At 69.6% G+C, this 19,197-nt stretch carries 21 protein-coding genes and 1 pseudogene; 8 read left to right on the forward strand and 14 right to left on the reverse strand.

Features of this window, described 5'->3' with window-relative positions:
* Positions 1–241 precede the first annotated feature (241 nt).
* Complete coding sequence (locus ACV7NM_RS00770; RefSeq protein WP_463408356.1) at positions 242–802, forward strand: hypothetical protein; 561 nt, start codon at positions 242–244, stop codon at positions 800–802.
* Positions 803–971: 169 nt separating this feature from the next.
* Here the strand turns inward: ACV7NM_RS00770 and ACV7NM_RS00775 are convergent, their stop codons facing one another.
* From ACV7NM_RS00775 to ACV7NM_RS00815, 9 genes and pseudogenes are all read right to left on the reverse strand, one after another.
* On the reverse strand, positions 972–1,232 hold the full coding sequence (locus ACV7NM_RS00775; RefSeq protein ID WP_463408357.1) for a hypothetical protein: 261 nt from the start codon (positions 1,230–1,232) through the stop codon (positions 972–974).
* 331 nt (positions 1,233–1,563) lie between these two features.
* Entirely contained in the window at positions 1,564–2,259 is a 696-nt protein-coding gene (locus ACV7NM_RS00780) for a hypothetical protein (RefSeq protein WP_463408358.1), read from the reverse strand.
* 199 nt (positions 2,260–2,458) lie between these two features.
* A complete protein-coding gene (locus ACV7NM_RS00785) occupies positions 2,459–2,605 on the reverse strand; it encodes a hypothetical protein (protein WP_463408359.1) in 147 nt (48 codons plus the stop codon).
* An 899-nt stretch (positions 2,606–3,504) separates the two neighbouring features.
* A complete protein-coding gene (locus tag ACV7NM_RS00790) occupies positions 3,505–4,272 on the reverse strand; it encodes a glucose 1-dehydrogenase (protein WP_463408360.1) in 768 nt (255 codons plus the stop codon).
* A gap of 13 nt (positions 4,273–4,285) precedes the next feature.
* Positions 4,286–5,578: an MFS transporter gene (locus ACV7NM_RS00795; protein ID WP_463408361.1), complete on the reverse strand. Its 1,293-nt coding sequence runs from the start codon at positions 5,576–5,578 to the stop codon at positions 4,286–4,288.
* Positions 5,579–5,621: 43 nt separating this feature from the next.
* On the reverse strand, positions 5,622–6,170 hold the full coding sequence (locus ACV7NM_RS00800) for a cyclophilin-like fold protein (protein ID WP_463413798.1): 549 nt from the start codon (positions 6,168–6,170) through the stop codon (positions 5,622–5,624).
* Positions 6,171–6,190: 20 nt separating this feature from the next.
* Positions 6,191–6,716: pseudogene (locus ACV7NM_RS00805) on the reverse strand (SDR family NAD(P)-dependent oxidoreductase).
* A 22-nt stretch (positions 6,717–6,738) separates the two neighbouring features.
* Positions 6,739–7,149, reverse strand: coding sequence for a (R)-mandelonitrile lyase (locus ACV7NM_RS00810; RefSeq protein ID WP_463408362.1), 411 nt, complete (start codon positions 7,147–7,149; stop codon positions 6,739–6,741).
* A gap of 30 nt (positions 7,150–7,179) precedes the next feature.
* Positions 7,180–8,196 (reverse strand): zinc-dependent alcohol dehydrogenase family protein, encoded by a 1,017-nt coding sequence (locus tag ACV7NM_RS00815; RefSeq protein WP_463408363.1) that lies wholly within the window; start codon positions 8,194–8,196, stop codon positions 7,180–7,182.
* Between the two features lie 216 nt (positions 8,197–8,412).
* Here ACV7NM_RS00815 and ACV7NM_RS00820 point away from each other — a divergent pair, with 216 nt between their 5' ends.
* The 6 genes from ACV7NM_RS00820 to ACV7NM_RS00845 all read left to right on the forward strand — a co-directional run bounded on the left by ACV7NM_RS00820 (position 8,413) and on the right by ACV7NM_RS00845 (position 12,350).
* Complete coding sequence (locus ACV7NM_RS00820) at positions 8,413–9,294, forward strand: helix-turn-helix domain-containing protein (protein ID WP_463408364.1); 882 nt, start codon at positions 8,413–8,415, stop codon at positions 9,292–9,294.
* A 405-nt stretch (positions 9,295–9,699) separates the two neighbouring features.
* On the forward strand, positions 9,700–10,104 hold the full coding sequence (locus ACV7NM_RS00825; protein ID WP_463408365.1) for a resolvase: 405 nt from the start codon (positions 9,700–9,702) through the stop codon (positions 10,102–10,104).
* A 264-nt stretch (positions 10,105–10,368) separates the two neighbouring features.
* Positions 10,369–10,950, forward strand: coding sequence for a DUF5994 family protein (locus ACV7NM_RS00830; protein WP_463408366.1), 582 nt, complete (start codon positions 10,369–10,371; stop codon positions 10,948–10,950).
* The gene (locus tag ACV7NM_RS00835; RefSeq protein WP_463408367.1) at positions 10,934–11,110 is read left to right on the forward strand and encodes a hypothetical protein; all 177 of its coding nucleotides are present in this window, start codon (positions 10,934–10,936) and stop codon (positions 11,108–11,110) included. Before ACV7NM_RS00830 ends, ACV7NM_RS00835 begins: the two co-directional genes overlap by 17 nt.
* Positions 11,111–11,148: 38 nt before the next feature.
* Positions 11,149–11,421 (forward strand): hypothetical protein, encoded by a 273-nt coding sequence (locus ACV7NM_RS00840; protein WP_463408368.1) that lies wholly within the window; start codon positions 11,149–11,151, stop codon positions 11,419–11,421.
* Positions 11,422–12,146: 725 nt separating this feature from the next.
* Positions 12,147–12,350 carry a cold-shock protein gene (locus ACV7NM_RS00845; RefSeq protein WP_463408369.1) on the forward strand — a complete coding sequence of 68 codons (204 nt, stop codon included), beginning with the start codon at positions 12,147–12,149 and terminating at the stop codon, positions 12,348–12,350.
* A 686-nt stretch (positions 12,351–13,036) separates the two neighbouring features.
* Here ACV7NM_RS00845 and ACV7NM_RS00850 read toward each other — a convergent pair.
* Both ACV7NM_RS00850 and trhA read right to left on the reverse strand, forming a co-directional pair.
* A complete protein-coding gene (locus ACV7NM_RS00850) occupies positions 13,037–13,450 on the reverse strand; it encodes an ATP-binding protein (RefSeq protein ID WP_463408370.1) in 414 nt (137 codons plus the stop codon).
* 1,044 nt (positions 13,451–14,494) lie between these two features.
* Entirely contained in the window at positions 14,495–15,271 is a 777-nt protein-coding gene (gene trhA, locus ACV7NM_RS00855; RefSeq protein ID WP_463408371.1) for a PAQR family membrane homeostasis protein TrhA, read from the reverse strand.
* A 218-nt stretch (positions 15,272–15,489) separates the two neighbouring features.
* Here trhA and ACV7NM_RS00860 point away from each other — a divergent pair, with 218 nt between their 5' ends.
* On the forward strand, positions 15,490–16,050 hold the full coding sequence (locus ACV7NM_RS00860; protein ID WP_463408372.1) for a hypothetical protein: 561 nt from the start codon (positions 15,490–15,492) through the stop codon (positions 16,048–16,050).
* Between the two features lie 45 nt (positions 16,051–16,095).
* Here ACV7NM_RS00860 and ACV7NM_RS00865 read toward each other — a convergent pair whose 3' ends face one another.
* The 3 genes from ACV7NM_RS00865 to ACV7NM_RS00875 all read right to left on the reverse strand — a co-directional run bounded on the left by ACV7NM_RS00865 (position 16,096) and on the right by ACV7NM_RS00875 (position 19,129).
* Complete coding sequence (locus ACV7NM_RS00865; RefSeq protein WP_463408373.1) at positions 16,096–17,184, reverse strand: HTTM domain-containing protein; 1,089 nt, start codon at positions 17,182–17,184, stop codon at positions 16,096–16,098.
* Positions 17,174–17,743: a DUF5819 family protein gene (locus ACV7NM_RS00870; RefSeq protein ID WP_463408374.1), complete on the reverse strand. Its 570-nt coding sequence runs from the start codon at positions 17,741–17,743 to the stop codon at positions 17,174–17,176. The genes ACV7NM_RS00865 and ACV7NM_RS00870 overlap by 11 nt, the downstream gene beginning before the upstream one ends.
* Before the next feature lie 321 nt (positions 17,744–18,064).
* Positions 18,065–19,129 (reverse strand): ice-binding family protein, encoded by a 1,065-nt coding sequence (locus ACV7NM_RS00875; RefSeq protein WP_463408375.1) that lies wholly within the window; start codon positions 19,127–19,129, stop codon positions 18,065–18,067.
* Between the last annotated feature and the right edge of the window lie 68 nt (positions 19,130–19,197).

The following is a 19,197-nucleotide window of genomic DNA, read 5'->3' on the forward strand; positions in this document are numbered from 1 at the left end:
AGGCACTGACCGCCGAACACACACCCGTGAACACCGGGCAGCGGAGCGGGAAAGGCGGTGGCGCGCGGCGGACCCCGACCGCCCCGCCACGCTCGAGGAGATGGGAAGACGCCTGCGCGAGCGGTGGACAGCCGCCAGCGCCGCCAGCGCTGGGGTGGCGTCACCCATGGCGCCACCCCAGCCGGCAACGGCCCATGTAGTGCCCGACCGGACCGATCCCGTGGGTGGGACACTCCCCGCAATGTGCCGCGGTGGCCCGGACTGCGTCGCTACGGTCGGCGAGTACGCCTACCGCTTGGAGGACGTGATGGGCCAATACAAGCGCGAGCCGCGCAGACAGAACAAGGCCGGCGGGCAGCCGCAGGACGTGCCGTTGCCCGGGGACAGCCACGCCCACGACGACTTCTACATCCCCGAGGACACCGCGCACCCGGGCAGCGAGCACCGGCAGATCGACAACCGCCTCCTCGGGCAGGTCCTCGGCACCGCCATGGACAGGTGCACCGGCTGCCAGGACCCACTCCTGACCCTCCTCGCCGAGGACCCCGCCACCACCGCCCGCCTGGTGGAGCTGGCGTGCAACGCCGTCCATCAGGCATACGGAGGGCTCCCGGCCGCGATGACCGAGGACGACGCCGGCGGCATCTGCAGCCCCGAATTCACCCGGCTGGCCCGCGCAGGCCTCGACGGCGCCAACCAGGCGATGTTCACCGAGTGCGAGCACATGACGGCCGACCAACGCCGCCAGGCCGCGAACACCGCCCTGGACACCCTCGTCGGCTTCATCAGCATCGACGCCTGACAGAAACCACCGTTGGACGACTTCCACGGCCAAAGCGCGCAGGTCGTCCAACGCCCGCCACCCGCAGAACCGCGTCGCCCCGCTCGGTCGGTCAGCGCGTGAACCCCCCTCGCAAGGCCAACGCATCCGGCTTCGGCCGTGGGTTCACAGCGGCTCGAATTGTGTGGGTTCACAGGTACTGGCCTTGCAAGGCGTGGGCGCCCGCGGCGATGACTTCGGCGAGTTGATTGGCGACCGCTGTGCTGCACCCGCCGAGCCGGACAAGACCACGGCAGCCGACCGGTCCGTCGTTGCAGAGCGAGGGAAGGGTCAAGCCGGCGAGCGCCAATGCGGCCTGAAGGTTCGTGACGGCTTCCTCGCCTGCCTGGTAGGCGGCGTCCTGGCTCCGCTTGTACCGGAGTCGTTCGGCGTGGGTGAGCTCGTGGGGCATGGTGCTGTCCTTGCGGAAGATGGTGGGAAGGGTGTGAGGGGTTTGGGCAGATGCCACCCAGGGGGCGGCGAGCGCCCCTGGTGCGGTGCCGGTTGCGTGGAGGGCGGCCGCTCACGGCGCAGACCCGTAGGGCTGAGACCGTCGGCAACCCGTGACTAATCCGTTTTGATCTTCGTTCCCCTACTGCAAGTGATCACGCTCCTTGAGCGGGAGGCGGGAGGAGCTGGATTGATCGAGAAACCACGGGCGCCTGACTGCGCCGGGCCTCGCTCCGAGGGCACCGGGAGGCATTCCTCGCTCCCTGGCCGGCGGGGCCGCGATTCCGCGACGTTCATGAGCTGTAGCGGAATCTGGGAGGGGTAGAAGCCCGGGCGGACTTTTGGTCCTTCACCGGGTAGTCGGGGAGTGCGGTGTCCGGGCCGCTGACGACGGCAGGTTGTCGCAGCAGGGAAAGCGTGCGGCCGCGGTGTCGTGGCACGGGTTGGCGGGGCGGTCGGGTAAGGGTGATCTGGCGGACGAGTTGCTGGAAACAGGCCAGCGCGGCAATGGGTGGGAGCGTGGCCGCCGCCCGGGCCGCGAACGTGCCGGGCGCCTGGGCCACGCACAGGAGCGTGGCGAGGGTGGAGAACAGCAGGACGATGGACCATGAGTGCACGGCTCGACGTTGGTGCAGGGCCGCTCGGAGGATGGACAGGGAAGCGACCACCCACGGCCCGTAGATCAGCAGCGGCCACCAGCTGACGATGTCGTCCGCGGTGCGCGGGCCGGCGCTGTGGCGCAGGGCCTCGCAAATGGCCAGACCGCTGAAGACGCTGACCACGGCGGCGATCATGGCGACCAGCACGGCGGTGAAGACGCTGCCCGTCCCGAGCAGGCTCCCCGCCGTTGATCTCGGCGAGGTGCGACGGTGCCCGTGGCCGGTCGGCGGCCGCGGCCTTTCACCGGCCCGCTGCGCCGGCTCGGCGACCAACCCGACGGGAGCGCCCGAATCAAGGGACGCGTCGATACCGAACTGGTCCAATGACATTGCTGCTTGCCCCGGCCGGCCGGTCTCCTGCAGGAGATGAGCCAGCTCTTCCGACGGATCCCACGTAGTGTCCATTCGGCCGGGCTCGATGAGCGGTTGCTGGGGGGCGGCGTGTTGCTCGAAGCCCGACGGCGGCCAGAACGCGGAGAATCCCGGGAGGGAGGGGTGGGATCCGCTGCCGTCGTCCCAGCCGTACTGCTCAAACACAGGGGGTCTCCCCGGAGTACTCGCCGACGGCGGTCTCGGACGGTCCGGTGTGCGGCGAGCGGCGGCCGAACTGGTTCTGGATCCGGTTCATCTCCTCCAGGAAGTCCTCGAAGACCGAGGACGAGTAGTGGAGCTCCACTTCACACCCCTCGTTGCGCAACGTCGCGCCCTTACTCGGGGACCATCCCGTGTATGTCCACTCGCTCGCCCGTGTGGCCCCCACAGCGACACCGTGTCCCTGGCCGTCGGCGCTCCGCGGAGAAATTTCTGCGTGGTGTGCAGTTGTCATAGTCCCTAAACGCTCCCGACATCGGGGAGGGTGTGGTCTGTTCAGGTGATGGCATGCGCAGTAAACAAGTATTGACCAGTGTCTTTAATCATTTGTGCGCTCGCGGGGACCCTCTCGTGACGCGGCCGCCATGCCGTCCCCGAAGTGGTCGTGCCAGTTCACGACAGGGGCGGAGGCAGCGATCAGGAGGTGTCCAACGGGGGGCGCGAAGGCCCTGCGCGCAACGAAGGTCGGCGCGCGCCCCGCCGTACGGGGGCGCTCGTACGCGCCCGCGCGCCCGCCCGGCCGTAAACGGCCCACAAGGTGTAACCCCCCTAGCAGTAAGCCGGTTGTCGGGGATCGACGTGTCCTGAGCGTAGGGCATGCCGCTTGCCCTTATCCGGAGTCGGCGCGCCTCCGGAGCGGAGCGGGGAAGCGCGTCGTCCCGTAAATTTGGTCACGCCCCCAGCCGAAGCATTCGTTGTCGGCGCGGAACTCAGACAGTCCGGACACCCCCTTCGTTCACGCCCGGCGCGGGTTTCCAACCGCGAGAGCGGACTCCTGTGGCCGATCGCTCGGATGCCGCACCGGGAGGAGCTGGAGCCGGTCTTGTAGCTGTCGCAGCACCCGTGTCCATCGTGCCGAGAAGACTCAGCTGAAGGTCGAGAGTAAAAAGGCGACCTGGCCGGTGAAGTCGTAGGTGGGGTTCATGGAGAGGGCTCCTCGCAAGGGCTCGACGGGCCGATCCTTCAGGCGGGGACCCTGGTGGTTCAGGTGGTCTGGCCGCCGTCGACGACGAGTGCGGTGCCGGTGGTGAAGGCGGCGTCGGTGGAGCACAGCCAGAGCACGGCGGAGGCGATCTCCTCGGGCGTACCGAGACGGCCGACGGGTTCGTCGGCGATGAGTCCTTCGCGTCCGCCGGGACGGGTGTCGCCGAAGCGACGGATCATCTCGGTGTCGATGATGCCGGGGCAGACGGCGTTGATGCGGATGCCCTGTGCGGCGTGGTCGAGGGCGGCGGAGCGGGTGAAGCCGATGATTCCGTGCTTGGCGGCGGCATAGGCGGCCTGGCCCTTGAAACCCTTGACGCCGGCGCCGGAGGAGACATTGACGATCGCGCCGCCGCCATCCTGCCGGAGCATCTGCCGGATCTGGGCGCGGGTGCAGAGGAACGCTCCGGTGAGGCTGACGCCGAGGATGCGGTCCCAGTCGTCCTTGGCGGTGTCGGCGGCGGCCTGGACAGGCTGCTCGACGCCGGCGTTGTTGAAAGCCGCGTCCAGGCTGCCGAAGCGTTCGACGGTCCGGTCGACCGCGGCTTGGACGTCTTCTTCACTGGTGACGTCGCAGGCGAGAGCGAGGGCTTCGCCGCCGTCGGCCTCAATGAGGCGGGCGGTCTCGCGCAGGCCGTCGCCGGACAGGTCGGCGAGGGCAACCTGCGCTCCGGAGCGGGCGAAAGCGAGGGCGGTGGCCCGGCCGATGCCGGAGGCGGCGCCGGTGACGAAGGCGGTCTTGCCGTGGAAGTCGTAGGTGACGCTCACGCAGGTACTCCTATCAAGAGGGGGGCCGTGGTCGAAGGGCCGGGGGGTGGGTCAGTGCCGCGAGCACCGGTGCGGTGGTGTCGCCAAGTACGCGGGCCGGGGCGGCACGCTGGGCCACGATCCGGGTCGAGTTCCGGGTGCCGGTGAGGGCGAGGGCGGTGAGCGGCAGGAGGGTGAGGGCGGCGGAGACGGCGCCGACCAGGGCCGGTCCGGTCAAGCCGAGGGAGGTGTTCAGGGCGGTTGCGGCGAGGGCGGAGCCGGCGGCGATGCCGGTGTTGTAGGCGGAGGTGGTCAGCGCCGAGGTCAGGGTGGGGGCGTCGCCGGCGGAGCGGACGGCGAGGGAGGTGACGACGGGATTGACGGTGAACCCTGCCAGGGCCATGAGGAAGACCAGGGCGACGGCGGTGACCGGGCCCGTCGACAGCGGGATCAGCAGGAGCAGGGCCAGGGCGGTCAAGGTGGCGGCGGTGATCGTGGTGGCCATCGGGTGGCGGTCGCCGAGCCTGCCGCCGATGGCGGTACCGCCCAAGGCGCCGAGACCAAAAACGATCAGGACCAGCGGGACGGCCCCGGCCGGGATGCCGGAACGGTCGGTCAGCAGCGGGGTGATGTAGGTGTAGGTCGCCAAGACACCGCCCATCATCAGAACGGCGGCGGTCAAGGCCAGCCACAGCCGGCCCTGCCGCAGAGCACGGACCTCGGCACGGACCGAGATCCCGGCCCGGTGCTTCGTCCGGGGGATGAACCGACCGAAGAAGACGGCGGCCAGAGCGGCGAGGGCGGCCAGCGCCCAGAAGGGGCCGCGCCAGCCGGTGTACTGGCCGACGAAGGAGCCGATCGGCACGCCGATGACGTTGGCCAGGGTCAGGCCGCCCATCATGACGCCCACGGCCCGGGTGGCCCGGGCCGGGCCCGCGGCGGCGGTGGCGATGACGAATCCGACGGCCCAGAACGCGCCGGTGGCCAGCGCGGTCACCACCCGGGCGGCGAGGACGACGGTGAAGGAGGAGCTGAGCGCGGCGACGACGTGCCCGAGGGCGAAGACGGCCAGGGCCCCGACGAGGGTCAGGCGCCGGGGCAGGCGCAGCGTGGCCAGGGCCATGGTCGGACCGCCGACGATCATGCCGACCGCGAAAGCGGTGATCAGCAGACCGGCGTGGGAGACACTGACGCCGAGGTCACCGGCGATCTGCGGGAGCAGCCCGGCGATGACAAACTCGGTGGTTCCCATCAGGAACGTGCCGGCGGCGAGCACCCACACGACGAAGGGCAGCTTGCCCGTGGGGGTGCCGACTGCGGAGGACATACGGGTGCCTCTCTTCCTCTGGGGGTTCAGGGGGTCGCCGGGGTCAGGAGGCGGCTTCGACGGTGATGCGCGTCGCCCGGCCGAGCTGGCCGGCGTCGACATCGAGGTTGCCGAGGACGAGCAGGTCGGCGGAGGGGGCGGGCCCGTCCTTGTAGAAGAGGGCCAGGTTGCCCCAGGGCGCGTAGTAGGCGATATCGCCGACCCTGGCCGCGGTCGGTTCGGGGGCGCCGGCGGTGTCCAGCTTGCGCGGCAGGTCGGCGACCCGTTCCGTGTTGTGGAAGTCCTTCAGGTCCAGGGTGAGCGGGAGCAGGGCGGCGAAGTCGCGGGCGGCGGGGTTGTCGTTCAAGGCGGCGTCGACGGGGCGGCCGTCGAGGGTGACCCGGATGTGCATGGGAGTACTCCTGTCGGAGGCGGACGATGAGAGGGACGGTGTGGTGGAAGCCGTCCTCTCCTGCTGCCCTGGGGACGCGGAGGCGGGGGACATGGTGGCCGGGGTGACTTCCTGCGCGTCGCTGGAGCAGGCGGTCACGGCCAGCAGTAGGGCGGCTGCCGGAACTGCGCGGACCAGAGCACCGCGGACCGGGGAGTTCATGAGGTAGGTCCTGGGGATCGTCACGCGGGCATGGGTTCGGAGTAGTGACGGAACCCACCGCGCTCGGTGTGGAGGGCGTACAGGCGCTCGGCCAGGGCCTTCGGGCTGGAGTGCTCGGCATCCGGGCGGATCGCGCCGGGGACGATCAGTTGCGCCACGTGGATGTTCTCTTCGGCGAGCGCGTCGTGGAGCATGTGCGCGTAGGCGCTCTCGGCGGCGAACGCGATCGAGGTACCCGCCACGTCGGGGTTCGGTCGCACGGCGCATCATGAAGTCGCCACGGGGCACCGGGCTGAACTGGAGGACCTCGACCGGTCCCAGCGTGTCGGCGGCTTCGCGCAGGGCGGCGGTGAGGGAGTCGGGGTCGAGGACATCGGCGGTGAAGCCGCGGGCGTGGACGTCCTCCCGGTCCAGCTCGGCCACCAGGTTGTCCTCGTGCTGGGCGCTGCGCGAGATGAGGGCGACGCGGTGGCCGGCGGTGCCGAAGCGGCGGGCGGCTGCCAGCCCCAGGCCGGGGCCGGCGCCGACGAGGGCGAAGGTGGTCACGACGCTCTCCTCCTCAGATGCTTCAGGCGGTGGCCGGGGCGGCGGTGTACTCGGCGTCGGTGACGGGGTTCAGCCAGTGCACGACGTCGTGGTCGTCGTCGCCTTCGTTGATGGCGAGGTGGACCATCAGCCGGTTCGGGGCGGCGCCGTGCCAGTGCTCCTCGTCGGCCTCGAACAGGACCCGGTCGCCGGGCCGGATGACCTCCACCGGTCCGCCGCGGCGCCGGCACAGGCCGATCCCTTCGGTGACGAAGACGGTCTGGCCCAGGGGGTGGCGGTGCCAGTGGGTGCGGGCGCCGGGCATGAAGTGCACCAGGTTGGCGGTGACCCGGGACGGGGCCGGCGCCGCGGCGACGGCGTCGATGTAGACGTCGCCGGTGAACCAGTCGGCGGGGCCCTTGACGGTGTCGATCGAGCTGCGGGTGATCTGCACGGGTACTCCTTGCGCGGGTGGCGGGAGGGGTCAGGGCTTGAGGAGGGTCTTGATGGCGCGGCGCTCGTCCATCGCCCGGTAGCCCTCGGCGACCTGCTCCAGGGGGAGGGTGAGGTCGAAGACCCTGCCCGGGTCAATCCGGCCTGCAATGACGCGGTCGATCAGATCGGGCAGGTAGCGGCGGACGGGGGCCGGGCCGCCGCGCAGGCCCACATGGGAGAAGAACAGCTCCTGCCCGTCGAGGGCGACGTCGTGCGGGACGCCGACGAAGCCGACGTTGCCGCCCGGGCGGGCGGAGTGCAGGGCCTGCTGCATGGCCTGGGCGGTGCCGACGCACTCCAGGACGCTGTCGGCGCCGATCCCGGCGGTCAGTTCCTTGATCCGGGCGACGCCCTCGTCACCGCGCTCGGTGACGATGTCGGTGGCGCCGAACTCCCGCGCGAGCTTCTGCCGGCTCTCGTGACGGGACATGGCGATGATGCGCTCCGCGCCCCTCTCCTTCGCAGCGATCACCGCACACAGGCCGACCGCGCCGTCACCGACCACCACGGCGGTCGAACCGGGCTTCACCTCGGCGGCGTCCGCCGCCCACCAGCCGGTGCCCATGACGTCGGAGACTGCCAGCAGGCTCGGCCACAGCTCCTCGCCCGGGATTTCGTCGGTGGCGACCAGGGTGCCCTGGGCGTGGGGGATGCGCACGTAATCGGCCTGGCAGGTGGACATGAACTCGCGGTGCAGGCAGTTCGACTGGAAGCCGTTGCGGCAGTTCGCGCAGGTGTTGTCCGAGGTGGCGAAGGAGCCGATGACAAACTGACCTGGCCGAACGGAAGTGACCTCGGAGCCGACCTCCTCGACGAAGCCGACGTACTCGTGGCCCATCGGGTGCGGGTCGCCGATCGGCTCCGCACCCCGGTAGGGCCACAGGTCCGAGCCGCACACGCAGGTCACGGCCGTCCGGATGATCGCATCGGTCGGGCGGAGGAGCTTGGGGTCGTCCAGCGACTCGAAGCGGACGTCGCCGGGAGCGTGGATCACTGCGCCGCGCATACGGAAAATCCTTACGTGCCGGGGCGTACGGCACCGGATGCCCGGGGCCGCCGCCGAGTACAGGAACGGGTGCGGGCTCCCGCCCCGTCGAGATGACCGGGCGGAAAACACCACGTCATCCAGGTAACCCGCTCCCGGAGCGCGCAGCGAGACACCATCAAGGGGTGTACCGGCAGTACATCCCTATGGCCGCGCGCGGGACGTACCGTCGAAGGCGTGGACAACCAAGCAGAGGCCCGTGAGTTCCTCACCTCGCGACGAGCGAAGATCAGCCCGGAGCGGGCGGGCCTACCCGCAGGCAGCCGCCGGCGGGTGCCCGGCCTGCGCCGTAGTGAGGTCGCCGCCCTGGCCGATGTCAGCGTGGAGTACTACGCCAAGCTGGAGCGCGGCCACCTCTCCGGCGCCTCCCCGGCCGTCCTCGAAGCCGTCGCCCGCGCCCTCCAGCTCGACGACGCCGAACGCGCCCACCTGCTGAACCTCGCGCAGGCCGCCGACGGCTCCGACGCCCTTGCCCGGCCCCGTCGCCGCGCCGCCCGGACGTTCACGCCACACCGGAGCCTGCAGTGGGTACTGGACGCCGTCACCGCCGGCCCCGCCTTCGTCCGCAACGGCCGCATGGACCTCTTGGCCGCCAACCAGCTCGCCCGCGCCTTCTACGACGATGTCTACGCCACGGTCGGCAACCAGGCGAACCTGGCCCGCTTCAACTTCCTCGACCCCGCCTCCCGCCGGTTCTACCCCGACTGGGACCAGGCCGCGAACGTCGCCGTCGCCATCCTGCGCACGGAGGCGGGCCGCAATCCGCACGACAAGGAACTGCACGACCTCGTCGGCGAGCTGTCCACCCGCAGCGACGAATTCCGCGCTCTCTGGGGCGCCCACAACGTCCGCCACCACGGCACCGGCACCAAACGCTTCCACCACCACACCGTCGGCGACCTCACCCTCGCCTACGAGGGCCTGGACATGGCCGCCGAACCCGGTCTCACCCTCACCATCTACACCGCCGAACCCGGCTCACCCTCCGAGGGGGCCCTGCGCCTGCTCGCATCCTGGGCCGCCACGCCCCAAACGCCCGCGTCACACCCCGAAAGCTGACGATCCCCGACCCACTGAAGCACGGACAGCGTTTGAAGACGGGCAGCGGGCACATCCTCGACACGCTCGACCTGCACCGCGACCAGGTCGCGCTGCGCGTCCACGACAGCGCGTTCTCCGCGATGGACCTCACCGCCCGACACCGGCGAACTGCTGTCCACCGTGAAGTTCACGGTGCAGACCTCGCGGCCGCCGGCGAACTCCGGTGGGACCTCCCACGGGAGCTGACGTACGACGTGCTGCGCGCCGCCGAGGAAGGGCAACAGGGGCGGGCGCCGCCCCGCCGTTACGGCCGCGAAGACCGACACCGTCCGCACTGTCCATCTGGAGGGCCGCTCGATCGCCGCCCCGGCCCGCGACCACGGCATCAGCCGGGGCGCCATCCGTACTGCTGTCGCCGACCTCATGCGCGACCACACCGCCATCGAGGCGGACGTCGCGGCACCGGGGCTGCCGGTCACCCTGGATATGCCGGGCAAGGTCGCCGACTTCCTCCGCGCGGCTGACCTGGCGCCCGCCGAGCGGGATGCGCTCGGCCGGGGGACGACCGCGCGACGCGGCCAGGGCTACACCCTGCGCGTCAGCGGCGTACCCGCCGTGCACCGGGGGCTCCTCGCCGGCTGCCGGCCGCTCGGCGGCGGCCACGGCGCTCCAGCGGTCCCGGCCCAGCGCAAAGCCGCCGCGTCAGCGTCCTCCCGCCGAGGGGACCATGATCGTTCTCAGCGCCAACGGCTGTACCATCCTGTAACTCACCGGCGAACAACCCTCGGCAAGCTTCCGCTCCTGACGGACCTGGGTCCCTCTCGGTAGTGCAGCTGTGACGGGCGCCCGGCGACGCCACGCCCTGCCTTCTACGTACGCGCCCCGGGCCTATGTGTCGCTGCTGAATGCCGACGTTGTCCACAGTGGCCGCACGCCCGGAAACTACCTGGTCGCGAAGCGGTTCGAGGCCCCCGTCCAGGCGTATGGTCAAAGCACCGGGAGCATTTCGAACACCAGCTCCGCGCAGGTGCCGTTCCCGGCGATCGCCGAACACCGCGCTGCCGACGGGCGGCGTGGGGGCAGGTCCGCGTGATGACTACGCTTCTCGACCTCACTACACTGCGCGACCTCGCCCCAGCACTCCCGGCGCGTCTGTCGCTCACCCCGAAGACCACGCTCTCAGGCCAGCTGGACGGCGCCTGGTGGCCCCGGTCCCGCGACCTCACCGCAGAGCTCCCGCCGCTCGCAGCAGCCCTCGACGAACCGTGGGAGCGCATCACCCGCGTCACCGTGAACCCCACCCGTTGGCCCGTCATCCCCCACGAGGTGCCCGCCGCCGGCCACGCCCTGCACGTCGGATGGTTCACCGAACAGGACCCCGACAAGCTGATCCTGCTCTCCTTCGGCATGGGCCGCCGGGATCTCCTGGTGGTCCCTCCCGAGACCGAGCCCGCCGCGGCCGCCCGGCTGATGGCTGCCGCCGCGATCCCGGGGAGCGTTCTCAAGGCCGGCGCCCTGCTGGCCAACGAAGCCGCCATCGGACGCGGCATGCGAGACACCCGACGCCCGGAGGACAGCTGGGAGGACGAGGGTGGCGCGTGCATCTTGCCTTACGGAGGCCCACTCGGACTCCCGGTCATCCCCTACCCCGCACCCGGTGACACATGGAGGTGAGCGTGATGGAGAACAGCGCAGCCACCCGGCCTCGCGCGGCACCACCCGCTTCCACCTCACCGTCGATACCGAAACCGCAGCCGGCCCCACCCGCTCCTGGCTGAGCAACAGCAGAGCGTCGGTGGGCAGCCGCACCGAAACCCACGCCGACGAGATCTGACGGCCACGGGCCCCCAACCCTGTATGAGAGGCGCGGACATGGCGACCCTCCGCGAGCGAAAGAGCTACCGCGAGCAGATCCTCGGGGCCCTGTACGAAGCGATCGAAGGCAACCGCCTCCTCGGACTGACCGGCACCCGGCTCGCCCACGACCTCGGCGTACCGGAACAGGACCTCGCCGCCGCCTGCACCTACCTGGCGGCCGAGGGTTTGATCAACGTCGACTGGGAACCCGGCAACATCCCCGCCATGGTCACCCTCACCCATCAGGGCATCCGGCTCCTGGAGGCCGAGGAGGAGAAGCGCGGCTGAGACCGGCAAGGCTCGGATCCGCAACGTCCACTCTCAAACAGCACGGGCGTGGAGAAATTCACGGCGGCCTCGGCCCGCGTGCGCGGAGGACCATGTCATCCCGGCGTCGTCCGGGGTATCCCCCAAGCCTGGCCGTCGGAGCGGCGAACAGCGGTCGACGCAGGTCCCGGGGTCTCGCCGAGCGCCGTTCGATGTAAGAAATGCCAGGCCGGCCGCCATGAGCCAACCAAACCTTCTCCGCCTCACCACGCCCTATGTGTACCGCGACTCGGGCAAATCCCCCGCCCGGTTGGCCTTCCGCACTGCACAAGAAAGATGGTTGGACCTGGGGTAGACGGAGAGCGCGAAGGCCCTAACCACCAGGCTCACGCTCCGATGGACTGCCCGCGTCGCAGTGGGCGAGGGCCCTCATTTTTGGAACACTGCACTCATGTCGAATCAATACCTGACCCCACGGCCTGAGAATTTAATGGACCCCGCGGCGAGAGTTCTTACCGCAGCACACAGGTAAAATCACTCGCACCACAAAAACCACTGGGTCATGCTACTGTCGATCCCGGTTGCAGTTTTGGTACCCAGAAAACTTCAAGCGCCTCCCAGCCGGCCTCCCCGCCACCGGGAAAGCGCTTAATATTTCCCGGTGGCTTTCCGGATGGGGCATCATCGCGGCGACCCAGTGTTCGCACAGTGCGGGCGCTGGTGTACTGCCCCAAAGGAGATTTGACATGGCTGCTGGCACCGTGAAGTGGTTCAACGCGGCAAAGGGTTTCGGCTTCATCGAGCAGGAGGGTGGCGGTGACGACGTCTTCGCCCACTTCTCGAACATCGCCGCCCAGGGCTTCCGCGAGCTACTGGAAGGCCAGAAGGTCACCTTCGACATCGCGCAGGGCCAGAAGGGTCCGACGGCCGAGAACATCGTTCCCGCCTGACGCTGACGCGCATCTTGCAGCTGGGGCCCGCATCCCTCGGGGTGCGGGCCCCAGCTGCACGCATTTCCCGCCGTGCTTCGCCTGCGGGGCGAAGCTCTGAAGAAATGCAGCTCTCGGGGCTGTACCCGAGCACCCGAGTCGGCCCAACCGACTCGTGCGTCCGCACGACGCCACCTCATTCCAGCGCCTACACCCATGCCGAATTCCGATAGTCCGCCCACTTTCACATTCGGTTCCTTCCAGGCGATTCATTATGCCGCTCTTCCGTTGCAGGAATCCTTGATACGTGCCGTATCAAGGAAGGTTCCCAATGAACCCGGTACGCACGAACGACCGTTCCTCTCGCTCCCGGGGCCGCACCGGCGGTCATGCTTTCGGTCCTGGAGCCGGCTCGGAGCGGCGAACCCGCTTCGGCTCGTCCGTCGCGAGCCGTTCCGGGGGGAGTGTGGACGGGCCGCTCGGGCGGCTATGGCCGCCGTCCCGCCGCAGCCCAGGGTGAGTTCGCCTTGCCGAAACGATCACTCCCGCGCTGCCCGCCATCGACGCCCTCACAAAACGCACCATCCCAGTGAGCTGCCGGCCACACCTCGGCGCGCAGAGCGCGACCGCGCCGCTCCCGATCTCCGCACGGCTGGACCGACCCGTCGGACCTGCGCCCATCGGGGCGCAAGGATGGTCCCGGGGACTCAGCGAGGAAGGGTAGCGGTGATCGCCTTGCCCGCACCGGTCCCGGCCTGGGCGATGGTGACATGCTGGGCGAGGCGTTGGATCATGGGCCAGCCGAATCCGCCGGTCCGGCCGGTGAGGTCGGGTGTGCGGTCTCGCGGCTGGGCCGAGCTCGGGTCTTCCACGGTGACCTGAATGTGGTGACGGTCGGCACGGAGCCGCAGGGAAGTGACCGCGCCGGCGTGGCGGAGCGCGTTGGTGACGAGTTCCGATACCAACAGCACCAAGTCCTGGACCTTCGGCTCGGGCGGTGGCGGGTCGAGGCCGGCCAGGAAGTCGGATGCGGCCTCGCGGGCCTGTGCCGTCCGTACGGGCCGGCAAGCGGCCTCCCGGGGGCAGTCGGAACGGCTTTCGGTCGTGCTCAGGTGGCGCATGTCCTTTAACCCCGTCCTACGGCGTCCTCGATGGCGGCCGGTGCCGCTTCGTCCCGCCTACCCCGGGTGGGCAGGCCCATACAGGCCCTTCAGGTGGTTGGGGATCGGCTCAGTCCGGCTGGGTCAGGACGTGGTCGGTGCGGGGGAGCTCGTAGACGTGAGCGGCTGCCCCTTCCAACGGCATCAGGGGACGCAGGGGACACGAGGCGGGAATGTGGTCGTGGTCGACTTCCCAGCTCGGTAGGGGTGCGGCATGGGCGCGGGTGGTGGAGGCGGCATAGAGGGTGCCGGAGCAGCCCTGCTGGAGTGGATCACGCGAGTGCCTCCGGTTGAACCCGTTCGGCCGCGCCTTTCACGCGTCGGGGCTCCCGCAGCCAGGTGAAGCCGGCGCAAGGTGCTATCCGTCTCGCGCCTGAAGTGTTCCAGGGAGGCCAGACGCCGCCAAAGCGGGTCGGGGCGGCAGGGGACGGCGGCACCGCGGGCCGACCAGTCCTCGGCGAGTCGCGCATACAGGGGCGTGTCCTGGCAAGCGGCTTCTTCGGGGGGCTGGGCGCCGGCGTGCCGGCGTGTGCACCGCGGCTGAAGTGCGCCCAGGGATCATCGGTCACCCTCGTCAAAACGATTCCGCCACCCTTGGACACCGTTTCCGATGACCTTCGCCGGCCTCAAGCCTGTTCCCGGCACTCTTCGGCTGTGGGCATCCGGCAGTCGGGGCGCCTGCGGGCCCGGGCGGTGCGGTGCAGGTCGCAGAGGTCCCGCGCCCGCGCCCCGGGCGTTACCCCCGGGGCGCGGGGAGCCGCTCCGGTCCTGGCATCCGCTCGGTCGGACGTTGCCTGAGGCGAGTGTGCCGTCGGTATCCGCGGGCTCGCCCATGCAGACCCTGCTGCCTGACCGGTTCACCCGAGCAGCAGGCACCGGCCTCTCACTCGGATAACGCTGTCGTGATCGCCGGCGCTGACGGGAGGCCGCCCGGCCACCGGCGTGAGGCACCCGGAATCCTCTGCGGACTCGGTCGCACGGCAGATGCACTTGGCATCGCCATGGTCAGTAGGCGGCGAGGAAGATCGCGATGTAGTGCGCGGTGAAGGCTGCGACGGTAAGGGCGTGAAAAACCTCGTGATAGCCGAACCAGCGGGGCGAGGGGTCGGGGCGCTGAAGGGCGTACACAACCGCGCCCGCGCTGTAAAGGAGGCCTCCGGCCACGATCAAGGCGAGTACGGCCGATCCGCCACTGTCCAGGAAGTCAGGCAGGTTACGCACCGGCGCCCAGCCCAGGGCCAGGTAGCAAGGGGTGTACAGCCAGCGGGGGGCTCCGACCCACAGGACCCGAAACGCGATGCCCACCAACGCCCCTGTCCATACGATCCACAGAAGGACGGACCGTTGGTCAGCGGGAAGCAGGAGCACGGCGAGCGGGGTACAGGTGCCTGCGATGATCAGGAAGATATTGGCGTGGTCGAGGCGGCGCAAAACGGCCTCGCCGAGTGGGCCCCACGTGCCGAGGTGGTAGACCGCGCTCGTCCCGAACAGCAACCAGGCGGTGATGGAGTACACGGCGCAGGCAACGGCGGCGTGCGGTCTCCCTGCCAGGCAGATGAGGACGATGCCGGCGGCGAGCGAGGTGGGGACCATACCGGCGTGAAGCCAGCCCCGTAGCTTCGGCTTGATCGGCTCCACCAGATCGACCGCTCGCTCGACCAGGCCGCCAGCCGGGTGCGAGTCCTCTCGCCCCGTTCCGGTTGGTGCGGAAGATACGCTGCCGGTGTCGGTGTCGTCTCGAAACACTACTTCCCGTTCTGATTCGGAGTGCTGGGCAACCATGTGCTCATGCTAGGAGCCTGTGCGGAGCAGCAGTCGCGGAGGTCTGTCACGGTCCCCCGGCGGGCGTCGCCGTGCGCGTCGAGTGCAGCCGCCGATTGCTCCCTTCGTGGCAGTCTTCCGCCAACTCGGGAAGGTGGAACTCGTGTAATCCGGCAGCCCGTGGGAACGATCAGAGCTCCCGAACGGGATCTCCGCTCCCCGACGCCCAAGGACCGCCGATGCTTCCCGAGTTCCGCTCCCACGCATCCGTTCCCCTTACCCATCAGCTGGAACAGCGGCTGGGGCTGGACCCGCGCCTCGAAGCCGGCCGAATCGACGTGGAGCGCGTCGCTGACATCGCCGTCGTCGCATCGGCCCACTCCGACGGATACGCGGCCACCGCTCACCTTCTCGGACTGCTGGCCGCGCTCCCCGCTCCCACCGAGGCCGGAGAGCACTTCTGGTCGGACTTGTGGAGGTCTTCCGGCTCTCTCTACCTGTTGCCCGCCAACATCAAGACGTGCGTGCTGAGTTCGCTGGCCGGCGAGGGTTCCGGGCTGGCAGGGCAAATCCTCTCGGCCGTGGACGAGATGACGCCGCCCCAGCGCAGCGCAGCCGGAGAAGTCATCGGCCAGGCACTCTCCGAGTCCGACCACCTCCCCGACCTCAAGACGCAGGTCATCGGCGAGCTGTGGCTCCGAGACCTCGAACTCACGGCCTGGCGGGTCCTGCACGCTGACCAGAAATCCGCCGACCCAGCCAGGCGAAAGGCGTTCCTCGACGCATGGACGAGTGTCTGATCGGCATGGTGTCTGATCAGCATGGTCACAGAAGTTCTTCGCGCCCTACGCCTGTCCTCGCTCGCCCGCGAGGATGGCGCGTTCGCGCGGCACGGCGGCCGCCTGCCGCTGCGGCACGAGTGCGGGCTTTCCACTCGCCTGCCCCGGGGACGCAGCGACCTGTGTCCGCCGGACGGTGCGCCGCCACCGTCGTCCCAGTGCTTGGTAGAAGCGATCCGGCAGGAAGACGGCGTCCGCGATGATCATCGCGCCGGAGAACAGCGGCAGGCCCATGAGCACGGCGATACCAAGGTGCATGCCCAGCAGCATGGTCAGGACGGGATACTTCAGTCTGCCGAACAGGACGAACGGGAATGCCACCTGGAGCAGCACCGTCAGGTACCCGGCGACGGCCAGCGGTACCGGGTGCGCGTCGGCCATGAGCGACAGGGCCGGCCAGGGCCGGAACAGATCGAGGTTCATGACGTAGTGGAGGGCTGTCCCGTTCCCCCAGGAACCGCCTTGCACCTTGTAGAGCCCTGCTGACCCGTAGAGGAAGCAGACTTGGGCGGCAATGACGAACATGCCGCAGTTGTGCAGCACCGTGGTCAACGTCCTGCGGGCACAGGCGAGGTGCCGCGTTCGCCGACCGGTCGGCAGGCCCGCCGGCGTTCGCAGTCGCGCCGTGCGCGCGTCGAGGGACCAGCGGCGGCCGCACGCGGTGAACACGAGGTACATCGACATGAGGAGGGTGACGTTATCCCCTCCGTCCGTCATGAAGACCGCCCTGGAATGGAACGACGCGACCACGACCGCGAACAGCACGGAGATCGCTCTGGTCCGCCAGCCGAGCATGAACAGTGCCGACGTGACGAGAGCCCCCGCGTAACAGATCTCGAAGTACACCCGACTGTCGGAGAGGGTGAGGACGCTGAGCCAGCCGGTCTGGTCGAACAGTTGCCTGGCGAGCTCTGGGGTCCACGGTGACCCGGGCCCCCAAATCTCGTCTCGGTGGGGGAACTCGCGCAGCAGGAAGACTTGGTAGAGGAATCCGTACCCGATGCGCAGCACGGCGGCCGCGTAGAGGGAGATCGGCGTCTCGGTCAGGACAGCGAACGAGACGCGACGCGCTGAAGAGGTCTGCTCAGTGCTCATGCGAGTCCACCGTCCACACGGGCAGGTATCGGATGTCGGCAGGCGGGGGAACGGATGTGGCCCGGCGCAGGCCGCCGGCTGGGGCAGGTGGGTCGATGCGGCGGGTGATCACCCGCAGCTGGATGGAGTCGAAGCGGCCACCGCCTTGGGCTGCCACACGATGCGCCGCGATGTTGCGCAGGTACTTCTGCATCATCAGAGCCCGTTCGGTTCGCGGCTGGTCGTCGCCGCCGTGCGTTTCGAGGTAGGAACTCCAGGCCCGACGGAGCATGTTCTGCGTCGTGTGGCTGGGGAAGGCGTTGTGCTCGACCGCGGCACCGTCCGGGCCGGACAGATCGAACCAGTCACTCGTGTGTGCGGTGCCGTCCGGGGTGGTGAGTACGGTCCTCGCCGAGATCTGCCGGTTGACCGACTCCGGATCGGGGGCAAACAGGCGCCAGTTCTGCTCGAACAGGGGAAAAACCCATGCGTTGATCTGTCGGCTGTACTGCTGTGAGACGGCGTTCGGGGGTGCCACATGAAGAAAGACCAGGAGGACATGGATCAGGGCCGTCGCCACGCACACGACCACACCGGCCGAGACTCCGGCTTTCCACGGGGTGGTCAGGTGTTCTGAACCGGCCGGTTCAACCAGGGGGTTCCCGTCCGGGTCCGGGCCCGGCGCCTGCCCCGAAGTGCTGCGCTGCTTCGGCTTCTTCACATCCGCCGACTGCGCTGCCTCCGGCACGGCTCCGACCGGCCCTTCCGTCCCGACTGCGCTCAACTGATCTCCCGAGCTCTCGCCGACGCCGGGCGGCGAATGCGGTGACGCTTCGCCGCCCGACCCCGTCTGGCTGCCTACTCATCGTGCCTGTGGTGCTTGTCGCGACCGGCGTTTGCCTTACTCGCCGTAGCCGTGCTCGCCCTGTTCGTCGTCCCCGGGCTTGCCGTGCTCGTCGTCCCCGGGCTTGCCATGGTCGTCGTCCCCGGGCTTGCCATGGTCATGCGGGGGCTTGCCGTGGTCGTGCGGGGGCTTGGGGTAGCCGGGGATTCCGCCCGTCACACCACCGTTGGTGCCACCCGTGGTGCTGCCCGTGGTACCCGCGATGAGACCGCCGGGAAGGCCGCCGGTGGCTCCGCCCAGGACTCCGCCCAAGAGGCCGCCGCCCGTGGTACCACCGGTCGTCACCCCGCCGAGGAGACCGCCCGCGGTTCCGCCACCCGTAGTGCCTCCGGTCGCCGTGCCGCCGGTCGCCGTGCCGCCCGTGGTCGTGCCGCCCGTGGTCGTGCCGGCGACCACGCCGCCCGTGACCAGACCACCTGTGGTCCCACCGGTACTCCCGGTGGCGCAGGTCCCAATGTCGACCGTGTCGTTGATCAAGGACACAAGGCCGTTACGAGCCAACAACCGGCCGTGGACCGACACTCCGTCAGCAACGGTGATCGAGGTCAGAGCCTTGATCGTGCCCACGAATGTGGAGCCGCTGCCGAGAGTGGCCGATGCTCCGATCTGCCAGTAAACGTTGCACGGCGAAGCCCCGTTGACGAGGAGCACACGACTGGCGGAGGCCGTCGTCAGGGACTCGGGGATCTGGAACACCCACACCGCGCTGGGGTCACCCGCGGCGTCCAGGACCAGGTCGCCGGTGAGTCCGAGACCGACCGCGGCGTGGTAGACGCCGGGGACCAGCGTGACGTTGGCGAGGCCCGCCGGAATGGCTTGGTCCACGGGCTGGCCGGCGGCCTGGTCATAGGCATTGACCAGATCGTTCTTGGCATTGAGGGCCACGGCGTCCGCCCGGTGCTGGACTCCGTTCACCGTTCCGTCCTCCGTCGCCGGTGGGCGGAACCCGGTGATGGCCGAACCGGGGTGGACCCCGATGTCTCCGGTGACCGTCGAGGGGCCGGTGTTGGTGATCTGGGTACCGGCCAGAATCGCGAAGGGGGTCGCGGTACCGAGCGGCACGGGGATTGCGATGGCATGTGCCGGTGTCGGCGACACCGTGGCCACCGCAACAGCGATCACCGCCGCGA

The organism is Streptomyces sp. Tek67B01, assembly GCF_055231995.1.